At 43.7% G+C, this 21,841-nt stretch carries 18 protein-coding genes; 10 read left to right on the top strand and 8 right to left on the bottom strand.

The window, feature by feature from the left end:
* A partial coding sequence (locus VF412_RS04510; RefSeq protein ID WP_331338018.1) for a hypothetical protein occupies nt 1–224 on the top strand: 224 nt, incomplete at its 5' end.
* Here VF412_RS04510 and VF412_RS04505 read toward each other — a convergent pair.
* The 3 genes from VF412_RS04505 to VF412_RS04495 all read right to left on the bottom strand — a co-directional run bounded on the left by VF412_RS04505 (nt 221) and on the right by VF412_RS04495 (nt 4,164).
* Nucleotides 221–1,423 (bottom strand): EAL domain-containing protein, encoded by a 1,203-nt coding sequence (locus VF412_RS04505; RefSeq protein WP_331338017.1) that lies wholly within the window; start codon nt 1,421–1,423, stop codon nt 221–223. The genes VF412_RS04510 and VF412_RS04505 overlap by 4 nt on opposite strands.
* An 11-nt stretch (nt 1,424–1,434) precedes the next feature.
* Complete coding sequence (locus VF412_RS04500) at nt 1,435–2,919, bottom strand: peptide ABC transporter substrate-binding protein (RefSeq protein WP_331338016.1); 1,485 nt, start codon at nt 2,917–2,919, stop codon at nt 1,435–1,437.
* A gap of 81 nt (nt 2,920–3,000) precedes the next feature.
* Complete coding sequence (locus VF412_RS04495) at nt 3,001–4,164, bottom strand: acyl-CoA dehydrogenase (protein WP_331338015.1); 1,164 nt, start codon at nt 4,162–4,164, stop codon at nt 3,001–3,003.
* A gap of 255 nt (nt 4,165–4,419) precedes the next feature.
* On the opposite strand from VF412_RS04495, the gene VF412_RS04490 reads away from it, so the two are divergent.
* The 7 genes from VF412_RS04490 to VF412_RS04460 are packed head-to-tail and all read left to right on the top strand — an operon-like array spanning nt 4,420 to nt 11,017.
* The gene (locus tag VF412_RS04490; RefSeq protein ID WP_331338014.1) at nt 4,420–5,082 is read left to right on the top strand and encodes a site-2 protease family protein; all 663 of its coding nucleotides are present in this window, start codon (nt 4,420–4,422) and stop codon (nt 5,080–5,082) included.
* Nucleotides 5,079–6,137, top strand: a complete 1,059-nt coding sequence (trpS, locus tag VF412_RS04485) for a tryptophan--tRNA ligase (RefSeq protein WP_331338013.1) — start codon at nt 5,079–5,081, stop codon at nt 6,135–6,137. The genes VF412_RS04490 and trpS overlap by 4 nt, the downstream gene beginning before the upstream one ends.
* A gap of 14 nt (nt 6,138–6,151) precedes the next feature.
* Nucleotides 6,152–7,540, top strand: a complete 1,389-nt coding sequence (locus VF412_RS04480) for a segregation and condensation protein A (RefSeq protein WP_331338012.1) — start codon at nt 6,152–6,154, stop codon at nt 7,538–7,540.
* A 1-nt stretch (nt 7,541) separates the two neighbouring features.
* A complete protein-coding gene (scpB, locus tag VF412_RS04475; RefSeq protein ID WP_331338011.1) occupies nt 7,542–9,053 on the top strand; it encodes an SMC-Scp complex subunit ScpB in 1,512 nt (503 codons plus the stop codon).
* Nucleotides 9,028–9,585, top strand: coding sequence for a hypothetical protein (locus VF412_RS04470; RefSeq protein ID WP_331338010.1), 558 nt, complete (start codon nt 9,028–9,030; stop codon nt 9,583–9,585). The genes scpB and VF412_RS04470 overlap by 26 nt, the downstream gene beginning before the upstream one ends.
* Entirely contained in the window at nt 9,582–10,481 is a 900-nt protein-coding gene (locus VF412_RS04465) for an HTTM domain-containing protein (RefSeq protein WP_331338009.1), read from the top strand. The genes VF412_RS04470 and VF412_RS04465 overlap by 4 nt, the downstream gene beginning before the upstream one ends.
* 47 nt (nt 10,482–10,528) lie before the next feature.
* Nucleotides 10,529–11,017 carry a hypothetical protein gene (locus VF412_RS04460; protein WP_331338008.1) on the top strand — a complete coding sequence of 163 codons (489 nt, stop codon included), beginning with the start codon at nt 10,529–10,531 and terminating at the stop codon, nt 11,015–11,017.
* 77 nt (nt 11,018–11,094) lie between these two features.
* On the opposite strand, the gene VF412_RS04455 is transcribed toward VF412_RS04460, so the two are convergent.
* The 4 genes from VF412_RS04455 to VF412_RS04440 all read right to left on the bottom strand — a co-directional run bounded on the left by VF412_RS04455 (nt 11,095) and on the right by VF412_RS04440 (nt 17,178).
* Entirely contained in the window at nt 11,095–12,066 is a 972-nt protein-coding gene (locus VF412_RS04455; RefSeq protein WP_331338007.1) for a hypothetical protein, read from the bottom strand.
* Nucleotides 12,053–13,051, bottom strand: a complete 999-nt coding sequence (locus VF412_RS04450) for a ribonucleotide-diphosphate reductase subunit beta (protein ID WP_331338006.1) — start codon at nt 13,049–13,051, stop codon at nt 12,053–12,055. The genes VF412_RS04455 and VF412_RS04450 overlap by 14 nt, the downstream gene beginning before the upstream one ends.
* Nucleotides 13,052–13,188: 137 nt before the next feature.
* Complete coding sequence (locus VF412_RS04445) at nt 13,189–15,609, bottom strand: ribonucleoside-diphosphate reductase subunit alpha (RefSeq protein WP_331338005.1); 2,421 nt, start codon at nt 15,607–15,609, stop codon at nt 13,189–13,191.
* Nucleotides 15,610–16,182: 573 nt separating this feature from the next.
* Complete coding sequence (locus tag VF412_RS04440; protein ID WP_331338004.1) at nt 16,183–17,178, bottom strand: TIGR01212 family radical SAM protein; 996 nt, start codon at nt 17,176–17,178, stop codon at nt 16,183–16,185.
* Between the two features lie 38 nt (nt 17,179–17,216).
* Here VF412_RS04440 and VF412_RS04435 point away from each other — a divergent pair, with 38 nt between their 5' ends.
* Both VF412_RS04435 and VF412_RS04430 read left to right on the top strand, forming a co-directional pair.
* Nucleotides 17,217–17,975, top strand: a complete 759-nt coding sequence (locus tag VF412_RS04435) for an MnmC family methyltransferase (RefSeq protein ID WP_331338003.1) — start codon at nt 17,217–17,219, stop codon at nt 17,973–17,975.
* Between the two features lie 55 nt (nt 17,976–18,030).
* Nucleotides 18,031–18,750 (top strand): transporter substrate-binding domain-containing protein, encoded by a 720-nt coding sequence (locus VF412_RS04430; protein ID WP_331338002.1) that lies wholly within the window; start codon nt 18,031–18,033, stop codon nt 18,748–18,750.
* Here the strand turns inward: VF412_RS04430 and VF412_RS04425 are convergent.
* On the bottom strand, nt 18,719–21,748 hold the full coding sequence (locus tag VF412_RS04425) for an outer membrane lipoprotein-sorting protein (protein ID WP_331338001.1): 3,030 nt from the start codon (nt 21,746–21,748) through the stop codon (nt 18,719–18,721). The genes VF412_RS04430 and VF412_RS04425 overlap by 32 nt on opposite strands.
* Between the last annotated feature and the right edge of the window lie 93 nt (nt 21,749–21,841).

Below are 21,841 nucleotides of genomic sequence, written 5' to 3'. Positions count from 1 at the left end.
ATATGGCGCAGATCCGTAAGCATGTCATTGTGCCACTGGCCCGCCCGAAAGCTTGGTCTCCGGTGCTGGAGTCTTCTTTTAGAACCTATTTGATGAAATCGTCTGTAGATTTACTTCAGAAAAAACTTTCAAGCCTTGGATATCATCCAGCCATTGAAAAGCTTGTGCAAGCACAGCTGGTTAAGCCCACAGTACCGCAGTGCCATGGGATTTTCACAAACTAAATCAATTTTGAGAATGAAGAGAACGCCACGGGTTTTGAGAATAAATAACCTTGGCCATAGCGAGAACCTAAGGTCTCAAGGACAATGGATTCTTCGTTGGTTTCGATGCCCTCGGCGATAATTTCGATATCCATGGCATGAGCTAAGTGAATGATGGCGCTGACGACGGCGCGGGATTTCGGATCATTCAAAACTTTCATTACAAAGGAGCGATCGATTTTCAGGAAACTGATAGGCATTTGTGTTAAGTACTGCAAGCTGGAAAAACCAGTACCAAAATCATCAATAGAAATCGCATAGCCCTGAGCACGGCACTGTTGTAGTGCCTCTAAAGCAATCGCGCCGTCCATCATAATTCTTTCAGTCATTTCAAGCTTGATGTTCTTAGTTGGAAGATCGTGTTTGTCGCGAAGATCTTCCAAGTTGTTCACAAAGTCTGAATGAGTGAACTGTCTGCCGGAAATATTGATACTCATCATGAAATCATCAGCAAGTTTTTGCTTTCCAGAAGCAATCAATTGATCGCGGATGGATTTCAAGTCTTTCAAAGCCTGATTGATAATCCAATGTCCAATTGGGATGACCATGGATGAGTTCTCAATCACATCGATAAAGATATTCGGCGAAATCAATCCCTGGGTGGGACTGTTCCAACGAAGCAGGGCTTCGGCGCCAATAATCTTGCGGGATTTAAGCTCAACGATAGGCTGATAATACAATTCAAATTCTTTGTTTTGGAAAGCCAGGAAAATCTGATTTTCCAATTTGATTTGATCTAGGGCTGTTTGAGTTCTGTCGTCCCCAGCGCCTGTATTTTCGATTTGCAATTCGCCAATGCGAGTGATGCCGCGCGAGTGGGTGTTATTGCGACGAAGGCGTTTCAGTAAAACGCGCATCAACAATTGCACAACTGTGTCCGCTGTTGAGATACGCTCTAAGAGTTGTTGTTTTGTGACGATTCCTAAACGCACATCTTCAAGAGCACGTACGGAAGCAGAGCGATTTTGATTGTCGATCAAAGACATCTCGCCAAAAATTTCACCTTCACCTAGAATTGACAAAGGAATTTCTTCTTTATCTTTAGTGATATAAACAAGGACGCGGCCTTTTTCGATGATGTAGGCACAATCGCCGGCGTCACCTTCGCTGAAAATGTTTTGATCCTTGTGAATATCGACGGACTGGGCTGATGATGTCATAGGCCCTTAGTTTAAGGGCTAGGATGTAAGTCAGACAAGTCCAGCTGATTCATTTGATTCAATTTCCAGCCAGAAAACGATCCTTTAGCAAGAATTGAAAAGTGAATGGCGCCCATTGGGATGATGAGGTGACGATTCATAAGATATTCTACGCCGGATAAACAAAGCTTTCGTTGTTCCACGGTGTTTGTTGTGCGTCCCAAAGTCTCTAGAATTTTTTGATATTCAGGAGAGTTAAGACGAATAAAATTTTCTGGACTGTCTTTTGAAAATGTCTCAAGAGCCGCATAACAAGTCGGGCGATCGACAGCGACACCTTTTCTAAAGAGAGGCGGGGTGTTGTTCTCGAGATCATGCAAATAGACTTTATTTTCTTTCACTTGAAGGTTCACTTGAAGATGGGCATTCTTTCTCCACTGGTCCTGAAGCCACTCTGTGGCCCGTTTGTGGTCCTCACCGCCCAGTGTGGAAAACATAAATGTATAAATTTTTGAGCTTTTCACATCAGGAACTTTTTTAAGATCGAAATCAAAACACGGTGCTTGTTTTGGGAACCATGAATCAGGCAATCCCGCGCAGCCGGGTTTTCCTTTTGACGAGAAAATTCTTTGAAGCTCTTCATAGTTGAGTGAATAAGTGAAGGCCTTGCGAATATCTTCGTTGGTCGCAAGTTCAGGTCCAAAACCAATATAATCAAATCTTGTGACTGGAATCCAGTAAAAGTCTTTGCGATCTTTATAAGACGGAATAAATAGCGTCGGCAGTCTTCTTAAGAATTGCAATTCGTTTTTCTCGTATAATTGCAAAGCTACGGTGTCTTCTTCGACAAAAAGAAACTCGACAAGAGGGCGGCGGGAATTGCCGCCTTTATATTTCAAATTGGGTTCGAGAACGAGCTTTTGACCTTTTTTCCACTCTTTAATTTTGTAAGGACCTGAAAAGATATTCAGATCCTCTTTGGTCGGAGCCAGAATGAAGTTCGTCAGGTTGTATTCGAAATCAGGATCCGGTTCTGAAAATTCAAATTTCAAAGTCCATTTGTCTGGAGCCGTGATTCCCAAAGCGTCTGGGGACTTTTCTTTACGATAAATGGCTTTAGCATTTTTGATCTTGAATAACAAATCCGCGCGGGGAGCTGCTGTCTTAGGGTCTAAGATTTTTTTATAAGTGCGAATAAAATCTTCAGCGGTAAGGGGCGTGCTATCGCTCCAGTAAAGATCTTTTTTTAGTTTGCAGGTCAGGGATTTATCTTTGTTGTGAACGCATGCTTCGCCAAGGTCGGGCTGTAAACCTTTAGCATCGTCGAAAGTAAAAATATTTCGAAAGAGGTTTCCAAGAAGGTAACTTGAAGCAGAGGTTTTCTGTTTATTTGGATCTAGATTGGAAGGTTCATTAGAAAGATGAAGTCTAAAAACAGAGGGGGTTGATTTTTGATCAACACCCCAGCTTTGAGTCGAGAAAAATAAACTAAGAAGAAGCGCCGGGATTAATCTCATGCGCTTATTCTGTACCGAATGCCGGGGGAAGTCCAGCGCGCGGAGCGCAGGAGGCTGGACCGCCGGCAGGCATGGCTGGACTTACTTATCCAACTCCATTTTTGCGATTGTCTGAAGTTGCATATTCGTCGTTCCCTCGTAGATCTGACCGATTTTTGCGTCTCTCCAGAACTTTTCAACTGGGTATTCTTTAGTGAAACCGTTACCGCCGAAAAGATCGATAGCTTTAGAAGTGATTTTCTCTGCTGCACGAGAAGCGTAAAGTTTTGCCATAGCTGCAGATTCGATGAAGTCTTGACCTGCGTCTTTTAAGCGAGCCGCATTGTAAACCATCAAACGAGCTGCTTCCAACTCTGTACGCATTTCTGCCAGTTGGAATTGAACGCCTTGGAAGTGAGCGATTGGTTTGCCGAATTGCTCGCGACCTTTCACATAGTTCAAAGCTGCTTCGTAAGCGCCTTGAGCGATACCGATCATTTGTGCACCGATACCGATACGACCTTCATTCAATGTCTCAATCGCGATTTTGTAGCCTTTGCCCACTTCGCCCAAAACATTTTCTTTTGGAACTTCGCAGTTTTCGAACAACAATTCGCAAGTTGAAGAAGCACGGATGCCTAGTTTGTCTTCTTTCTTACCAACTTTGAAACCTGGGAATGATTTTTCAACGATGAAGGCTGTGATTCCTTTGTAGCCTTTAGAAGAATCGATGTTGGCAAACACGATGAACACGTTCGCTTCGTTTCCATTTGTGATCCACAATTTAGAACCGTTCAATACGTATTTGTCACCTTTGTCTTCTGCTTTTAATTTCAATGCGAAAGCATCAGATCCGGAAGAGGATTCAGACAAAGCGTAAGCACCCACCCATTGAGAAGCCATCTTGCTCAAGTATTTTTCTTTTTGAGCTTCGTTGCCCCATTTAAGGAATGCGTTTGTAGTCAAAGTGTTTTGAACGTCAACAAGAACAGAAACAGATCCATCAACACGTCCGATTTCCTCAACAGCTAAGCAAGCCATTGTGAATGTAGAACCTGCACCACCGTATTTTTCTGGAGTTTCAATACCCATCAAACCCATTTCGAAAAGTTTCGTCAGGATTTCAGGTTTCATTTTTGCTTCTTCGTCCATGTGTGTCACATGAGGTTTGATTTCAGATTCAGCAAAAGATCTGACAGCATCACGGAATGCCAATTCATCTTCAGAAAGTGTCGTTAAAGCAGGACGTGCATTTACGTCGGACATTTTATTTCCCTTCGTTCGAAGGCGCATAACTAAAGGGTTGATTCCAGGGTTGCTGTGGCCTCATCCCTTTAGTTATGCGCACCTTTATTTAGTCGAAAGACCATATCCAGTTCGCATCTTTTATTCAAGAGCTTGAAAGGACGAGAGCTTTTCTCTTAACAAGCTGTGTTACACTAGTTGCACTTTATATGTGCAAGTGATGTGTCACACTAGACAAGAGTCTAGGGATGCTTTTAAGCTCTTAGAGGTATGAATATGGATTTGATCGAAATCGGCGCCAAAATTGGTATTTACTTTATCCCGTTTCTTTTTGCTTTGTGCTTCCACGAATTTGCACACGGATGGGTGGCGCGTCTTCGCGGTGATAACACGGCACAGATGATGGGTCGTCTCACAATGAACCCTCTGGCTCATATGGATTTGATTGGCACGGTGATTTTGCCTTTGGTTTCCATTGTTCTTGCGACACCGATTTTTTTTGGATGGGCGAAGCCGGTTCCAGTGAATGCGCGCAATCTTAAAAATCCGCGCACAGACATGTTCTGGATTGCACTTGCAGGGCCTGTTTCGAATCTTTTCCTCGCTGCGGTAGGATCTATCCTGATTGCTTGTGTGGCGAAATTTCTTCTGACTGCAAGCTTTGCGAGCGGCTTGATTGAGATTCTCAAAGCATTCATTGTGACGAATTTATTTTTGGCATTCTTCAACTTGATTCCATTGCACCCACTTGATGGTGGTAAAGTTCTTGCGCGCTTTTTGCCTGCGCAAATGAATTATAAGTTGGAACAAAATGAACACATCACAAGCATGATCTTAATGGCTCTTGTATTGACAGGTACTTTGCGCTTCTTGGCGGTTCCTGTTTTGTGGAGCTATAATCACCTTGTTACTCTGGCTCTAGGGGGCTTTGGGGTATGAGTGAGGCAAACAGTCCAGTCTCTGCGCCATCTGGCGCGCCGACACCCTCGGCTTCCGCCGCAGTACCTGCACGCAAACCAAGAGTGATGTCTGGTATGCGCGTGACGGGCCGTTTGCACATCGGTCACTATTTTGGTGCGCTTCAGAATTGGGTTTCTTTGCAAAATGACTATGAATGTTTCTTTGGTGCGATGGATTGGCATGGGATGACCACGGCCTATAAATCTCCCAAAGAAATTGTACCGTGGACTCGTGAGATGATCGCAGAGTTTATTGCGTGGGGAGTGGATCCTGAAAAATGTACTTTGTTTGTGCAAAGCATGGTTCCGGAGCACATTGAACTTTTCATGATCTTTATGAATCTGACTCCGATGGGTTGGTTAGAACGCGTGAATACGTGGAAAGATGCCGTCGAAGAAATGAAAGCCAACGACACCTACAATCTGGGGCGTTTCGCTTATCCTGTTTTGCAAGCGGCAGATATCGCTATTTATCGCGCACAAAAAGTTCCTGTGGGACAAGATCAGGTATCGCATTTAGAGATCTCTCGTGAGATCGTGCGTCGTTTCAATCATTTATATAAAGCTAAACTTCCAGAGATGACTCCGATGCTGACGGAAATTCCGTTGGTGACGGGTCTTGATGGAAGAAAGATGTCGAAATCCTATGGCAATACTTTGTATTTGACCGAGGATTCTGAAAAAGACCTTAAGAAAAAGGTCAATATGATGGTGACAGATCCTTCCCGTGTGCGTCGTGAAGACGTGGGCGAGCCTGCGAAATGTTCCGTCTATGGTTATCATAAACTTTATTCCACTGCAGAGGATTTGCAGTGGGTGGAAGCGGGATGTCGCTCTGCAGGAATCGGTTGCGGTGATTGCAAAGGACGCTTGGCGCAAAACCTCGAGAAAATCTCGGCGGGGCCAAGAGAAAAGAAAAAAGAGTTGTTGAATAATCCAACCCACCTTGATTCAATCATCGCCGCTGGATGCGCCAAGGCACGCAAGGAAGCTCAAAAGACTTTGGAAATAGTGCGTTCAAGTATGAAGTGGTAGAGGGGACCTATTTCATGAGTATTAATGTACAATTGCCTAAATTCGAAGGCCCATTGGGTCTTCTATTGTATCTCATCCGTAAGGAAGAGATGGACATCATGGATATTAAAATCCATGAGATCACAAAACAATACTTCGAATACATCAAGCTGATGAAAGAGTTGGATCTAGAAGTAGCCGGCGAATTTGTCGCTATGGCTTCGACTTTGATTCAAATCAAATCTCGTATGCTTCTTCCTCAGTATGACGAAAATGGCGAAGTGATCGAAACGGAAGATCCACGCAAAGAGCTGGTTCAAAAACTTTTGGAATACCAAAAGTATCAAGAGGCCGCAAAGTTACTTTACGAACGCCCCCTTGTAGGTCGTGACGTATGGTTGCGCGGAACTCGTGAAAGCCTGACAGAAAAAGAAGAAGAAATTGTTCTAGAAGAGAACGCTCTTTTCGCTTTGATCGCCTCTTATAGAAAAGCTCTTCGTTCTGTGAAGAAAAAAGTCCATCAGGTTACAGCGAAAGCTCAGTCTATTGCGAGTCGTGTTTTGGAAATCAAAGATCTTTTGATCCCAGGTAAACGCGTGACAATGATGGATTTGGTTACTGCAACGGAGGAACGTGCTCGCCAAGCGTTGATTACTTTCTTATCTTTGCTTGAGCTTGGTAAAATGGGTTTCGTTGGTCTTTATCAATCCGAAACTTACGGTGACATCTGGGTTGATTCTAAAAAGCCGATCGAAACAGACGTTTTGGCTCGCGTGGAAGAATACGATTCTATGCGCGCAGACCAAGTGGCTGAAAAGATGATGGCTGACGCTCAGAAAATTGATCTTGAAGCTGAGCTTGCAGAGACTGAGGCGGAAACTTCAGAGCCAAATATCGCAGAAGCACCTCTGGACCCACAAATGGGCTTTGATCTTGAATCTTTGAATCAAGAAATCGCCGATATGGCTTCCGATGAGGAAATCCTAGCCGCAGAAGCAGCAGATGGTATCTCTGAAGCCCCATTAATGGCTGATATTGCAACAGACTTTACATTAGATGAGTCTTCTGAAATGTCTGGACAAACAACAGAAGTTACTTTCGCAGAAGAAGCAATTTCTGAAGACGTTATCGCTGAAATTCCAGCCGAAGAGGCAATGATTGCAGAGTCTCTTGAAGCATCTGAAATGACGGAAGAAGTGGCTAGTGAAGAAGCTTCGTTTGCGTCAGCAACAGAAGAAACAGTTGTAACTGAACAAGCAGAAACTTCAATTGAAGCTTCTGAAGCGGTGTTTGTCGAAGAAGCTGAAACTGTGGTCGAGGCGACTCTTTCAGGAGTCGAATTCACTGAGGTTTCTCTTGAAGAAGAGACTCCAAGACCCGCAGCGCCAATTGAATTTAATAAAGACGACGTAACGGAAGTATAAGATGGCTAGAAAAAAGAAAAATCAAGTTGTAGAAAATGCCGAAACTGCAGTTATGGAAACGGAAGTAGCCGTAGCGGAAGTTGAAACTGAAGTAACTGAAGAAATTCTTGAAGCCCACGCTGACGAGCTTTCTGATGAAACAGCTGAGCTAGACATCGAATCTGACGCATCAGTTTTCTTGACTGAAGACAATGAAGAGTCTGAAGGTTTCTTGCCTGAGGCTTCTGATGAAGAAGTTGCTGAAATGGAAGCTTCCGAAAGTGAAGAAGACGAAGTTTCTGTTGAAGGCACTGAACTTGATGGTTTTGACTCTGCCGAAATCGAAGAAGTTGAGTTTGTTGAAGAAGAGCGTCTTGAAAGTATCGTTGAGTCGGTTCTTTTCGCTAGTGATCGTCCGGTCAGTTTGGCTTCTTTGAAATTGTTGTTCAAGGGCACAAATATTAAAGGTGATAAAATTCGCAGAGCTCTTGATCAATTGGCTGTGGAGTATGCGGGCGGCCGTCGTGGCGTGACTTTAGAAGAAGTTCCGGGTGGCTACCAACTTCGTACTAAAATGGACAATATGGATTTCTTGAAGCGCACGTTGAAAACACGTCAATTCAAGCTTTCTGGTCCAGCATTGGAAGTTTTGGCAATCGTTGCTTACAAACAACCTTGCGTTAAATTGGAAGTTGATGAAATCCGTGGTGTTGAATCAGGTCACTTGCTTCGTGCCTTGATGGAGAAAAACCTGGTGGCTTTCGAAGGAAAGTCAGAACTTCCAGGTCGTCCAATGCAATACGGGACAACAAAAAAATTCCTAGAGATCTTCGGTCTTCGTACTTTGAAAGAGCTTCCAACCCTTTCTCAAATCGACGAGTTGCTGCCTGAAGGTATTGACGAGCAACAGGCTGAAGAAAAACCAACATTGTCTGCTGTGGCAGATTCATTGGCAGAGCGTGTAGATGCTGTTAGCTATTCTTCAGGTGAAGAAGAATTAATGAAAATCCAAGAACAATTGGAAGAAATCACAACTTCTTCGAACTTCTTCGAAGAGGAAAAGCGTCGTCAAGCTGAAAAGCGCGACCAAGAGCGTGCTCAAAATATCCGTGAGGCTCTCGCAATGGGCGAACCGGTGTCGAATCGTGATGCGAACTGGTTGAAGAAATTCGACGATGCTTTGGCTGCTGGAACGACTTTAGTCGCTATGAAGGCGGCCGAATTTGAAGCTAAAAAGGCGTCTTTCGGCAAAACAGTTGAGGGTGAAACTTCTCAGGAAAACGCGGAACAACTCGATAATGAAAATACTGGTGATTCAGAGGATTCTCTCGAGGCTGCCTCAGAAAGTGAGGGGGACGGTGGAGAAGAAAATGAATTGACGGATGCTATCGAAGCTTTCGACAATGATGAGGACACTGAAATGGCGTCCGACGATCAACTGTTCGCTGATAGCGAGGAAGAGTCTGAGGACGATGAACTTCCTTTCTATGGAGAAGCGGACGATATCGATGAAGAAGGCGAAACTTCTGTGTAAGGTTCTGCTGAGCCTTTGGATTGTATATAATATCTTTACTCTGCTGATGATGCCCAATATAGGTAACTACCTTGGGCGCGTCAGCTCGAGATTCATCACTCCTTACGCAAATACTGTGGGGCTTAATGCCAGCTGGAACTTCTTTTCTCCAGACCCCGCTCACACGATGTATATCAAATACCTTATCAACTACACCGATAAAGATGGCAATCCCACCAAGGATGCCGTGGAAGGTTTTTTTCCTCCCGAAAAGAATCAGGGGATTCCGTCGATCTTCAGAAAGCGTGAGCTTTATGTGATGCGCTTCATGGTGATTGATGCCAAACGTTTAAAGGTCTTTATGGGGCCGTGGTTGTGTCGTCAGTACCCGGGGGCTACTTCTGTGGATATGGAGCATGTGATTGAAACAGTGCCTGCTCTGGATCAAGTGGTGACTTTGAAAGATGAAGGTGTTCGAGACCTTTCTCAAGAGCTCCAAATGTCCCGCGAATCATTCTCATGTATAGATACTCCGGATGAGGTGACTTTATGATTAAAAAGCTTTGGTCACAGTGGGATCGATTTTGGTTTGCCCCTCAGAATTTATTAAGTCTAGCGTTTATGCGCATCTTCCTTTGTTCGACGATGTTGTATATGTACAGCGTTCGTCTAGCGAATTTGAATTACTATACAGATGACAGTTGGATTCCCAAGGCAAAAGCTTTGGATGTGATGGGGGAGCTGTATCGTCCATTATTTTTATGGCAAGTTTGGCCTGATTCTTTAAATCCAGCGATGCACATTTTGCTGGTGGTTTTGCTGGCTTTGTTGGTTTTAGGTATTGGTGGACGTTGGATCATGTGGCTTGCTTGGGTGATTGATGCGGCCTTCATTCAACGCAACTATGCGGTGAATTTCGGTGCGGATATTATTGCGGCTCTTTTTCTGTTTTATATGAGCTTCACACAATCCTGCGAGCGTTTGAGTATTTTAAATCTTTTTAGAAACAAGAAAGAATTCAAATCAAGCGATACGGTCAGTTCTATGATGATTCGCATGATGCAAGTTCAGATCTCCGTTCTTTATGCCTATACAGGTTGGGAAAAACTAAAAGGCATGAGTTGGTGGGACGGCACGGCTTTATGGAGTGTTTTAGCGAACCCGCAAATGACGACGATGAATTTCGATTTCTTAAGACACGTGCCTTGGGTGATTCCGGCGGTAGCTTATGGAACGGTGATGTTTGAAGTTTATTTCCCGGCGGGTGTTGCCAATAAGAAGACTCGCTACTTGTGGCTACTACTCGGGGTGTTCTTCCATTCAGGAATTGTCCTGTTCATGGGTCTAGGTGCTTTTGCCATGGCGATGATGTCGACATATTTCTTATTCATCGATCCTCTCATTTTGGAACAGAAGATCGTCTCAAAGCTAGACTTACGAAAAAACTGATTTAGTTTCCCCTACAGGCTTATTATTCTAGAGTGAGTGGGGGAAATATGAAGACCGTTTTTTCTATTCTGGCATTGTCGCTGGCATTTGCGAATTTAGTCGCATGCTCTAGCACCAGTGATAACTCCCTATTAACCAATGATGCGACCTCGGCTTCCTCCTCGGTTAATACGACTCCTAATGCCACTGAACTTTCGATTGCATCCGATGCAGGATCTATCGTTATTCCTTCAGGTGCAGATCAATTTGAAATTTCCGGCAATTGCTATACTTCGACTTATACCGCTCACTATATCACAGTTTCATTGGTTAACTTGAACGCGAATACCTCAAGCCAATTGGCGACAATGGATCCAAAGCTTGGTGCAAATAGCAACCAAAGTTTATGCCGTAACGGCCGTTATGATGTGATCGTATACTCAGGAGCTTTAGCTTCCGGCTCAAACAGCGTGAAGGTCCAATTATATGTTTTGGACAACGGAAGCTATACAACGAATGATGCGAACTCTTCGCAGGTTATCACGGTTATCAAGTAGTAAGATCTAAAATTCTGAATAAAGAAAGCCGTCGCAAAAGACGGCTTTTTATTTTCAAATTAAGATCCGGCCCGATGTTACAGAGATAATCCGAAATCATTTTTAAGCTTTAACTTGGCATCGATATCTTTTTTATTGATCAGTAAAGTGTCTTTAAGCCGCAAATCACGAACATAGGGTGCTCGACGCTGTAAAGGTAAAGCTTTGTCAGAGACTTGAGATAATGCGCTATTAAATGGCGTTTGGATCAATACTTTTTCTTGCAGAGCTGGAGTGGTCAAAACATTTAAAATCTCAAGAGCCAGGTCTTTCTTATCGGAGTTCGTCGGAATCACAGCCCCCCAAATTAGAAGAGCACTGAGTTGATTTTCAACTTGAAGTTCCGGATGAAGTTCATTAGAGGGAACTTCCATGGCGCCATTGCGATCTGTTTTTAAAATTTCTTCCAGCGGAAGAGTTAGAATTTTTTTCTGCGAAACATAAGAACTTAAACCTTGATCCTGCCATACATCGAAGTGCTTTAAGATCAAATCTTCGTCGGCGATAAGGAATAAAACTTTTTCGTTCTTATCCTTTAAAAAGCTTTCAAAGCTCTTGTTGTCAGCAGTTAAAAATCCAGTCTTAATCCAATAGATCGGGAGGAAATCAAAATCCTTTTTGGAGGTGTCGACAAAATCAGGCGCCAGTCTTTGAAAAAGCTCGCTGTCCTTTGAACCCAAGCTGCTTAAAAGATTTTGTTGGCGCAAAGTTTCGGCCCAATAAGAAGGAAGCAGAACCAAATCTTCAGACGGTGTTGCCACCGTTTTTGCCAGCAACGTATTCCAATCACGAGTGAGTGTGACCTCAAGCTTTACATGAAGTTCATCTTCAAGAAGTGAACGTAGTTCTTTAGGAATTAGCAGCTCGTCCGTGGTAAGAATGCGAACTTTAGTGGGGCGGATCAGGTAATCCCTAGAAATGCCTTGGGGCAGGTATCCGTGTAGGAAACCCACCCCCATGCATAGGAAAAATAAAATAATCCAAAGAAGGCTGACTCTAGAACGCTTCATCGAAGGCTACTGAGCCGCCAACACCCATTTGGTAAGCGGAAACGCGTCTTTCAAAGAAGTTCGCAAGTTCCTGCATGTCTTGAAGCTCCATGAACGCAAATGGATTTTTCACGTTGTATCTTGGAGCAATATTCAAGCTTTCCAAACGTTGGTCAGCACAATACTCAAGGTATTGTCTCATGTCTTTAGCAGAAAGACCCGCAACGCCCAATTGAAGAACGTCGTTGGCAAAAGCCATTTCGCATTCGATAGCGTCTTCAAGCATTTGTGTAACCATGTCTTCCATTTGAGAGTTGAAAAGATCTGGTTCTTCTTTACGAGCTGTTTTGATCACTTCGATCGCAAAAGCCATATGCATGGATTCGTCACGGAATACCCAGTTCGTGCCGCTTGCAAGGCCCGCTAGCAAACCTTTAGAACGCAAGAAGTAAACGTAAGCAAACGCTGCATAGAAGAACAAACCTTCAACGCAAGTGGCGAAGCAGATCAAGTTCATCAAGAAACGGCGACGGTCTTCTTTGTTGTTCAAAGTGTCTAGTTCATTGATTGAATCAATCCATTTAAAGCAGAAGTCCGCTTTTGTTTTGATTGAAGGAATCGTTTCGATTGCACGGAAAGCCTCTGCGCGTTCGTCTGGATTTGGAATGTAGTTATCTAACAAAGTGAGATAGAACTGCACGTGCAAAGCTTCTTCATAAAGCTGACGAGATAAGTACATACGCGCTTCTGGAGAATTCACGTGTTTGTACAAATTCAAAACCAAGTTGTTACCCACGATAGAGTCACCTGTTGCGAAGAATGCAACAAGGCGGCGAATCAAGTGTTTTTCAGACTCCGTCAATTTAGAGTGAAGATCTACAAGGTCAGTGGAAAAATCGATTTCTTCAACAGTCCAAGTGTTTTTGATCCCGTTCTTGAACATTTCAAAGAACACAGGATATTTCATTGGACGTAAAGTTAGGTCAAAGCCCGGATTTAGAATCATAACAACGTTCCCCTCTATGGAAATCGGATAGAAAATTTCTTAACGTGACGGAAAGACCCCTCAGACTTTCCGTCACTGATTTATAATTGCTTCAGTCTGCGCGCTTATAGCACTTCGACTCTGCCGGCATCTGCCGACTACTGGCAAGCCTCGCAGGCTTCTGGGTTTTCCAGAGAGCATGCAATCACTTCTGCGTCTGAGTAGGTCTTCTTCGGAGCTGCATCCTGATTTTGAGCAGGAGCTGCGTCCATTGAATTCCCTGGAGCGTTTGTATTTACTCCAGTGCTAGAAGAAGCTTTCACAGTCGTTTTTGCGATCTTAGTCGCTGGACGAGAACGAAGGTAATAAGTTGTCTTAACTCCACGTTTCCATGTGTACATGTACATAGAAGACAATTTACCGATCGTTGGGCTTTCCATGAACAAGTTTAAAGATTGAGCTTGGTCAATGTATGCTCCACGGTCTGCAGCCATGTCGACCAAAGACTTCATTGGGATTTCCCAAACTGTTCTGTAAAGTTCTTTAATTTGTGGAGGAATTGCCGCCACTTCATCAATAGAACCGTCATGAAGCTTGATCTCGTTACGAAGATCTTCGTTCCATAAACCCATCGCTTTAAGATCAGCAACCAAGTACTTATTGATCTGCATGAACTCACCAGACAGTGTTTCACGCTTAAACAAGTTAGATACTTGAGGTTCGATAGCTTCATAGCAACCTACGATAGAAGCGATAGTCGCAGTTGGCGCAATCGCGATCATCAAAGAGTTACGAAGACCGTGCTTCTTGATCTTCTCTTTCAAAGCATTGAAGCGCTCCGGTTGAGATGGAGTGACACCCCAAAGATCATATTGCAACAAACCTTTCGCTGCTTTTGTTTGCTCGTAAGCACCGTGAGGACCATGCTTTTCAGCCAATTCACAAGAAGTCACTAGCGCATTGTAGTAGATCTCTTCTTGGATTTTCGCAGACAAATCACGAGCCGCTGCAGAGTCAAAAGGCAACTTCAATTGGAAGAAGGCGTCTTGCAAGCCCATAACTCCCAAACCGACGGGACGCCATTTGTGGTTAGAGTCTTTAGCAGTTGCAATAGGGTAGAAGTTGATATCAACAACGCGGTCTAAGTACTTCACAGCTGCGCGAACTGTTTTTGCAAGCTTTTCGAAGTTGAATTGACCATTTTCAATGTGACGACCCAAGTTGACAGAACCCAAGTTGCACACTGCTGTTTCTTTATCAGAAGTCACTTCAAGGATCTCTGTGCAAAGGTTTGACAAGTGAATCACGTTGCCAGCTTCGCCAGTTTGGTTCGCTTTCATGTTTGAAGCGTCTTTGAAAGTCATCCAACCGTTACCAGTTTGGGCCAAAGTCTTCATCATGCGAGAATAAAGATCACGAGCCTTGATTTGTTTTACATAAAGCTTTTTCGCTTCAGCTTCTTCAAAAGCTTTTTCGAATTCAGGACCATACGTATCAACAAAGTGAGGAACAACGCGTGGGTCGAACAAAGACCACATTGCATCTGCTTCAACACGTTTCATGAACAAATCTGGAACCCAGTTTGCCAAGTTCAAGTTATGAGTACGTTTTGCTTCGTCACCTGTATTGTCACGAAGTTCAAGGAATTCTTCGATGTCCGCATGCCATGTCTCTAGGTACACACACGCAGCACCTTTACGTTTACCGCCTTGGTTTACAGCGGAAACAGAAGAGTCCATTGTTTTCAACCAAGGAATGATACCGTTAGAGTGACCGTTTGTTCCTTTGATCAAAGAACCACGTGAACGGATGCGAGAGTAAGCTACGCCAATGCCACCTGCAAATTTAGAAAGTAAGGCGATGTCTGTGTACTTCTTATAGATAGCTTCAAGGTCATCTGTTGGAGAATCCAAAAGATAGCAAGAAGACATCTGTGGACGTTGAGTCCCAGAGTTAAACAACGTCGGAGTAGAAGCCATGTAATCATGAGAAGAAATCAAACGATAGAACTCAACCGCTTCTTCAACAGTTTGAGCAAGACCGCAGGCAACACGCATAAAGAAGTATTGAGGAGTCTCGAAGACCTGACGGCTAGTTGGGTTTTTCAATAGATAACGATCGTAAACGGTTCTTAAACCGAAGTATTCGAAACGATCTGTACGATAAGGTTCGATCGCTGCACAAAGAGCTGCTTTGTTCGCTTCAACGAATTTAAAAGTAGCTTCAGACAACAATCCTACAGAGAAACCGAAAGAAACAGAGTCTGCGAAGGATTGGATTTTTTGAGAACGAACTTCTTCATCAATATAGACAGAAAGAAGACGGGCCGCCAAACGAGAATACTCGGGCTCTTCACCGATCAATAAAGAAGCTGTTTGAATACAAAGATTGTCTAGCTCATTCGTAGTTGCACCATCATAAAGACCGCTGATCGCTTTAGTAGCTACGCGAAGTGGATCTACCTGTGTAAGGCCTTGAGTGTTTCTTGTAACGCGTTCAACGATCTTCGTGACGTCGACCGGCTCAAGTGTGCCATCTCTTTTTTTAACTCTCATGATGTGAGCTGTTGTTTCCAACATGTTGTATCCCCTCTGCCCCGTTCCATTTGGGCAAAAAAATCCCGTCTCCGAATTTAACCCCTCGTAAAATTCAGACACTGGTTCAATATATAAATGTGATGATTGTGAGATTGAGCGCTAATCCTTAGCTGTTTTCTACTACCGCTGTTGGTCTAGTTTTCTTCATCTGCCAAAGATTAGCTTAGTGCTATTCTACTTCAGCTCCGCCGAAGTGTAAGACAGTTGAAGAGCTTTCGAACCTCCCTCGTTGACCCCTATATCTAGGGGTTGTTCATAGGTGCCTTGTCCATAAGGCGGGTATCGATCTCAATTCCAACTGTGTAATTCTTTCGGATAAGTTGCAAGGATATTTTTCACTATAACGCCAACTTTTTTGTGACGTTGCTCATCAATTAAGCAGCAATATTGATCTTCTTGACTCATCTGTCGTGCAAAAAAGAAGGGCAATGGACTGTCATTTCCCGTCGACAACACCAAGGTCCAGGGCTAAATACCCGTTTTGCCGTATTTAGAACCTCAATTTCCCTGTACTGATCTTACATGATCTTAAATTGTTCAGAAAACAGGCAGAAGTTAGATGATAGGGCGGGACTTTTTGGTCAAAATATTTTGCTTTTCAAGATCTGTTGCGGATTCTGCGGCAAAAAGCTGGGATTGATACGAAGATTTCGCACGCAATTGATCGATAATATACTGATGCGTGCCCATTTTATCTTTCGTCCACTCTGGAGCCACCAGTTCATCCCAGCGAGATGAATAAGCGGCCAAACGATGAAGAGCAAAGCGAGGTGAAAGATGTTGTAAGAACAGCTCCACGCGGCGTGCATAGGTCTCACGATCAATCGGAGAGAACTCTCCCGCGTGATACATTCCTTCTAAGGGAGTCTCTTTTAAAACGTGCAAGTTGTGAAGTTTCACGTTCGTGATAGGCAGGCCATTCACGATTTCTGCGGTCTTCACGATATGTTCATCAGTTTCCCCGGGATTTCCGAAGATCAAATGAATCCCTAGATCCACTTTTGTATTGTCGGCAATCTTGTGAATAGCCTCGATAGAAGCTTCTGCTGTGTGGCCTCGGCGCATGAACTCAAGCTGATCATTAAAGAAGCTTTGAACACCCATTTCGACCGCAACAAAAGACTTCTCGTGATACTCATTCCATAGATCAAAAACAGACTTCGAAAGGCAATCCGGGCGAGTGCCCACTGTGAAGCCTTTCACCCAAGGGTAAGACAGCGCGATATCAAAATTATTTCGTAGGGCTGAAACTTTCGTAAACGTATTAGTGTAGGCTTGGAAGTAAATCAAAAAAGCCTTGGCTTTATATTTTCGCGCAATCAATTCGTGATACTTTTCAATTTGCGAACGCAGTTCCATGGACAAGGTTTCTTTGTTGGCGGCGGAGCCCCACACGTCGCAGAACACGCAAGTTTGCATACCCTTCAAGCCCATACGGTTTGGACAATTATCAACCACAGTGACAGGGATCTTATAAACCTTCTCACCAAAGAGTTGATTGTAGTGCTCGCTAATAGTGTGATAGGGAAGTCCCAACCAGCCTTTTTCCATAAGGCATGTATAGGTTTTTTCTGCAGGAAGTCAACCAAATGAAGGCGTGGCAAGATATCGGCTTTGAGATTGAGATCACTGGAGACGGCTCCCCAAGTCTGCGTCTTTTGGCTTCCGTAGATCCTCTGAAAGATAAAGGGGAGTCCATGCATCACTCTGGGGGTGCTGCCGCTGAAACGAATTTAATTTATGGTGAACCTATTGCGGAAATCCTAGCGAAGATCACAAAACCCAAATTTTTAGTGGTGGGCCTGGGGCTCGGTTATATAGAGATGGTCATCGCCCGAGAATCCTTGCTTGCCAAAAGAAATGCTGAAGATATCGCTTCGATCGCAAGTTATGAAAGTGTGCCTGAGCTTCGCGAATTCTTTATTTCATGGCTTCAAAACCAAGAACTTCACCCCGAGGTCAAAAGCACTTACGATTTGGTGCTAGAGCATGTACTAAAAGGTTCGGGAGTCTCGGCAGCGGATGTAAAATCTTTCTTACTTGTCCATTTCCCAGAGGTTCGTGCGGTTCATGGTGCTCTATATCCTGAGATCGCGATGGAAGATCAATATCACTGCATTCTTTATGATGCTTTCAGCTCTAAGACCTCGCCATTTCTTTGGGAGGAAGACTTCCTTCGCCGTATTCTAAAAGAAGGCAGCGCTGAAAGCAGTGTCCTTGCAACCTATGCGTGTAAGGGAAGTTTGAAAAGGGCTCTCAAGGACCAAGGTTTTGAAGTGATTGTCCGTGAAGGTTTTCAGGGAAAAAGAAATTCTACCCAGGGCCGACGTCAATTTCCAAAAATGTAACTGCCATAACTATATAAAAGCTTGATTATTTAGGTAAATAATTTTTTACTTAGATATGTCACTTTTTCGGTACGTTCTTCTGTTACTGGTGATTTCTTCACAGGTCTATGCGAAGCCTTTGCGCTTTGTGACCTTCACTATTCCTTTGATGGTTGAAAATCGCGATAAGGGTCTTTTCGTAGAGCTTACGAAAGAAATCGCAAGAAGAAATAATATCGAAGTGACTATTGATCTTATGCCTCCCGCAAAATCGTTTTTAGCTTTTTCCGGCGGTCAGGCTGAAGCACTTTTTCCTGCGTTGGATGGCGATACACCTAAAAATGGCGCCCGGTCGGTGGCTTTCTATGAAAAAGTGGATTTCGTTTTCTATCGTGAAGGCCACCCGTTTTCCACAATGAAAGATCTTTCTGGGAAAAAAGTGGGACTGACGTTTCGATATCGTTATGCTCGCGACCTATTGGATAATAAAAAAATTCATTTTGAATATTCTGATGATGATGTCACGAACATGAAGAAACTCAGTGCAGGGGAGTTGGATGCTTTTGTTGTTGAAGAAAGATCCGGCCTTAAAGCTGTACAGCTGAGCGGAGCAAAAAACATTCAATATAAAGCCAGCCAGCCTATTTCTAAGCAAGAAGTGTTCTATGCATTTCAGGACTCTGAAGAAGGGCGAAATCTCGCCCAACGCTTTTCAAAAACAATTGCAAAATTGAAAAGCGAAGGCGTCTTTGATCAGATTATGATCAATCATCCGAAGACAAAGATTTTGGAGTAAACTTCGAGGATTTGAGGCCTTGGTTTAATTTAATGTCCGATAAGACGATATCGGTACCGCGCTTATTTTGAACGTTACGAATTTTAATTTTTCCAGCGCGATATTTATTTCCAGGTAATTTTTTGTAATCACTGAAATCAATAATTTTCAAAAGCTTTGATTGCTTGTCATAACACTCGGCCTTGATGGGCAGATATTGAGTCGCAGAAACATAGCTTATAACTTTTGAATAGTTCGGTGAACTTGAAGAGACATCGCTTTCCACAAGATAGTACTTGCTGCCTTTGACTTCGATCTCTTTTTTAACTGCGCTGTTTGCAGACGAGTCACGATTGAAATCAAAATCTTCCGCATTGAGCTCGGACCCCAGGATGCCGCCTTTGCTGCTTTCACCGGTTAAGCGGCGAACCTGCTTTGTTGAGGGAAGATAGATCCATTTGTCTTCCGTATCGTTCTTAAGGGTAGCTAGCAAGGCCGTGCCCTTAAGGTCGGCGGGCTTTTGCATCTTAACCATTAGCGAGTGATCTTTTTTAGAGGGACTGATGCGCCAGATCTGCATTTGACGATCTTTGCTTGAGCCATCTGCTTCAATAATTTTCATATCAACGACAAAGGTTTCGTCTTTTGTGCTGATGCGAGAATTCATCTCTTGGCCGATTTTAGCGGCGGTGATAGCTGGAGGATTTTGCGCCCATGATTTCACAGAGCTGCCAAATACAACAAGTGCCAGAATAAGTGAGCCTGTAGTGATCATAATTTTCTCCTTCTTCCAAGCTACTGGACGAAGTAGCCATGGGCAACTTTTCAACATTGTTGGCAAAAGAATCAAATCTCCGACAAGACCGGCCAGCATTGATAGAAGCATATAGAAGCCAAAAATACGATTCATGGCAAAATACGACGCCATAAATACAGAGAAGCCCGATACTAAAGTCAGACTTGAAATTAAGCACGGATTGCCCTCAAGCCATAAAGTTTTTTCGACATCAAGGATGCGACTTTTCGTGTGTCTTTGCAGTGTGCGAAGTCGCTCAAGGAAGTAGACAGTGTTGTTGAATGCCAAACCTAATGCGATGGAAAAGATAATGGCGACACTCGGTTTGATAGGCGTTTCAGAGACCGCTAAAAATCCTAAAAGAGCTGCAGGGGGAACCAGATTCGGAACGCAAGCGACCAAGGCCCAACGAAGTGATTTGAATACCACTATAAGAACAATGACGATGGCTAGCATCGATTGCCAGAATCCAAAAATCAACTCGTGAGATAGATCATTATTGAGGTGATGAATGGTTGACCCCATACCTGTGACTTGCACCTGCATATTCGGGAATGTCACCTCTGTTTTGTGGCGAATTTCCTCGACCAACTGATGAAGTTGATTTCCTGGCAGGTCTTGAGTTCGCACAGAGATACGTGTTTTTGAGCTATCCGCATTTAAGAAATTCTTTAAAGGACTTTCGTTCGATAAAGAATAAAGAAAGAAAATTTCTGCTGTCGAGCTGCGGCTTGCAGGCAGGCGAGAATGATGAAGATTAGCTGCCGCAATCAAATCCGGAAGACTGACAACGCTGCCCACACCTTGCGTGTGACGAATATCAGTCGAAAGGGAATCCAACTTTTTAATTAAAGTCGGATCGTTCCACGCATCTTGAGATCCTGTGACTTCAACATCAACAGGAATCATTCCGCCTAATTCTTTATCGATGGTCTCTGTTGAAAGGCGAACTTGATGATTTTGAGGCAAGTCATCAAAAAGACGGGCGGACCAAGACAGACTTTGTCCTTTCAATGCCAGCCCAAGAGAGATGATGATGATGCCTGTGGTCCAAAGCCCACTGCGACGAAATAGATAGAGTCCCCAACGAGCTTTGCTCCAGGCCCATTCGCGAGCCCGAGGTCCCGGCAGGAATAATAAAAGTGGCAACAAAAGAATTGTCGTCACAATCCATCCCAAGGTGATTGAGATCGCCGCCGTAATTCCGTAATCACGGATCAATGGAACATTGGTTGTTAAAAGACTTAGGAACCCAATCATCGTGGTTGTTGAAGCTATCAGATTGGGCTTGATGATGGCTTTTAAGGTCGTCACTACAATTTCTTCGTGAGTTTTATGCGGAGAATTCTTGCGCTCCTCCGCATATCTTAAAAGTGTGTGAATGCATAAAGAGACCACGTCAACTGTTGTCAGAATAGGAATCGTTGTGGAAAGAATCGAAAATGGAAATCCAGCAAGGGCCATCGCAGCCACAACTAAGATGTTGGCACAAATAATAACGACAAAAGAAATAATTAAGGGCGAGAAGTTTGAAAAGATGAGGCCTAAGACAAAGAAGCACGCCACAAACCCTAAAACGACGAAATTGCGAAGTTCTGTTTGTAGTAAAAGACCAACATCAGTTTGAACTGCCGGAGTTCCGCCGATCTTAACTTCTGCAAATGGGATTGAGGCGGCAGCAGTCACTTCGAGATTTTGACGAAGGGCTGTCATTTCGTGGTTATTGAGGTGTTGAATATTAACAATGATAGACGCTGTTTTGCCATCTTTAGAAATCAATGTGGGTGCAATTAGCGGGTTTGCTAAGCTCTCACTTTTCCATTTTTCAAGGGGAAGGCTTTTAAGAAGTGGTCCTACGCTCAATCCAGATTCGCTGCTGATGGCCCCCTGGACTGTCGCAAGACTTAAGGAGTTGCGCACGCCGGGAAAATGAGCCAGAAGATCTGTGAGACGTTCAAGATCGCCGATTTTCGCTTGATTAAACCAGTCGGTGTTTCCGTCGCTGATCTTAGCCGTGATAATAAATGGTTGAACTTCAGAAAGCTGAAATGTCTGACGGCTTCTTTCGTCCTCTTTTAAGAGTGGATTGTCTTTAGGAAGAAATTGTTTAAGGCTGTATTGCGTTTGTAATTTCGGCAACGCAAACAAGCTGACAAGGGTGATAAGGATTACACCCACCAGTGAACTGATGGCTGTTGTCTTCAAAGATAAGTTGAAAGGCATTCGCTTCATTCTCAGAAAGTCCTTTTCTTTAAAAGAGTTCTAAGCCTAGTCATTCGTATCGGATGTCTTTTTTCCTCTCTGGAATGTGCAAAA

Source organism: Bdellovibrio sp. (genome assembly GCF_036384735.1).
In the GTDB taxonomy this organism is placed as follows: Bacteria; Bdellovibrionota; Bdellovibrionia; order Bdellovibrionales; family Bdellovibrionaceae; genus Bdellovibrio.
This window is presented reverse-complemented; position numbering and strand designations above follow the sequence as displayed.

What these genes read in the sequence shown, in the direction of transcription:
- VF412_RS04505 (WP_331338017.1), bottom strand. Translation starts at nt 1,423, where the DNA reads ATGACATCATCAGCCCAGTCCGTCGATATTCACAAGGATCAAAACATT.
- VF412_RS04500 (WP_331338016.1), bottom strand. Translation starts at nt 2,919, where the DNA reads ATGAGATTAATCCCGGCGCTTCTTCTTAGTTTATTTTTCTCGACTCAA.
- VF412_RS04495 (WP_331338015.1), bottom strand. Translation starts at nt 4,164, where the DNA reads ATGTCCGACGTAAATGCACGTCCTGCTTTAACGACACTTTCTGAAGAT.
- VF412_RS04490 (WP_331338014.1), top strand. Translation starts at nt 4,420, where the DNA reads ATGGATTTGATCGAAATCGGCGCCAAAATTGGTATTTACTTTATCCCG.
- trpS (WP_331338013.1), top strand. Translation starts at nt 5,079, where the DNA reads ATGAGTGAGGCAAACAGTCCAGTCTCTGCGCCATCTGGCGCGCCGACA.
- VF412_RS04480 (WP_331338012.1), top strand. Translation starts at nt 6,152, where the DNA reads ATGAGTATTAATGTACAATTGCCTAAATTCGAAGGCCCATTGGGTCTT.
- scpB (WP_331338011.1), top strand. Translation starts at nt 7,542, where the DNA reads ATGGCTAGAAAAAAGAAAAATCAAGTTGTAGAAAATGCCGAAACTGCA.
- VF412_RS04470 (WP_331338010.1), top strand. Translation starts at nt 9,028, where the DNA reads ATGAAGAAGGCGAAACTTCTGTGTAAGGTTCTGCTGAGCCTTTGGATT.
- VF412_RS04465 (WP_331338009.1), top strand. Translation starts at nt 9,582, where the DNA reads ATGATTAAAAAGCTTTGGTCACAGTGGGATCGATTTTGGTTTGCCCCT.
- VF412_RS04460 (WP_331338008.1), top strand. Translation starts at nt 10,529, where the DNA reads ATGAAGACCGTTTTTTCTATTCTGGCATTGTCGCTGGCATTTGCGAAT.
- VF412_RS04455 (WP_331338007.1), bottom strand. Translation starts at nt 12,066, where the DNA reads ATGAAGCGTTCTAGAGTCAGCCTTCTTTGGATTATTTTATTTTTCCTA.
- VF412_RS04450 (WP_331338006.1), bottom strand. Translation starts at nt 13,051, where the DNA reads ATGATTCTAAATCCGGGCTTTGACCTAACTTTACGTCCAATGAAATAT.
- VF412_RS04445 (WP_331338005.1), bottom strand. Translation starts at nt 15,609, where the DNA reads ATGTTGGAAACAACAGCTCACATCATGAGAGTTAAAAAAAGAGATGGC.
- VF412_RS04440 (WP_331338004.1), bottom strand. Translation starts at nt 17,178, where the DNA reads ATGGAAAAAGGCTGGTTGGGACTTCCCTATCACACTATTAGCGAGCAC.
- VF412_RS04435 (WP_331338003.1), top strand. Translation starts at nt 17,217, where the DNA reads ATGAAGGCGTGGCAAGATATCGGCTTTGAGATTGAGATCACTGGAGAC.
- VF412_RS04430 (WP_331338002.1), top strand. Translation starts at nt 18,031, where the DNA reads ATGTCACTTTTTCGGTACGTTCTTCTGTTACTGGTGATTTCTTCACAG.
- VF412_RS04425 (WP_331338001.1), bottom strand. Translation starts at nt 21,748, where the DNA reads ATGCCTTTCAACTTATCTTTGAAGACAACAGCCATCAGTTCACTGGTG.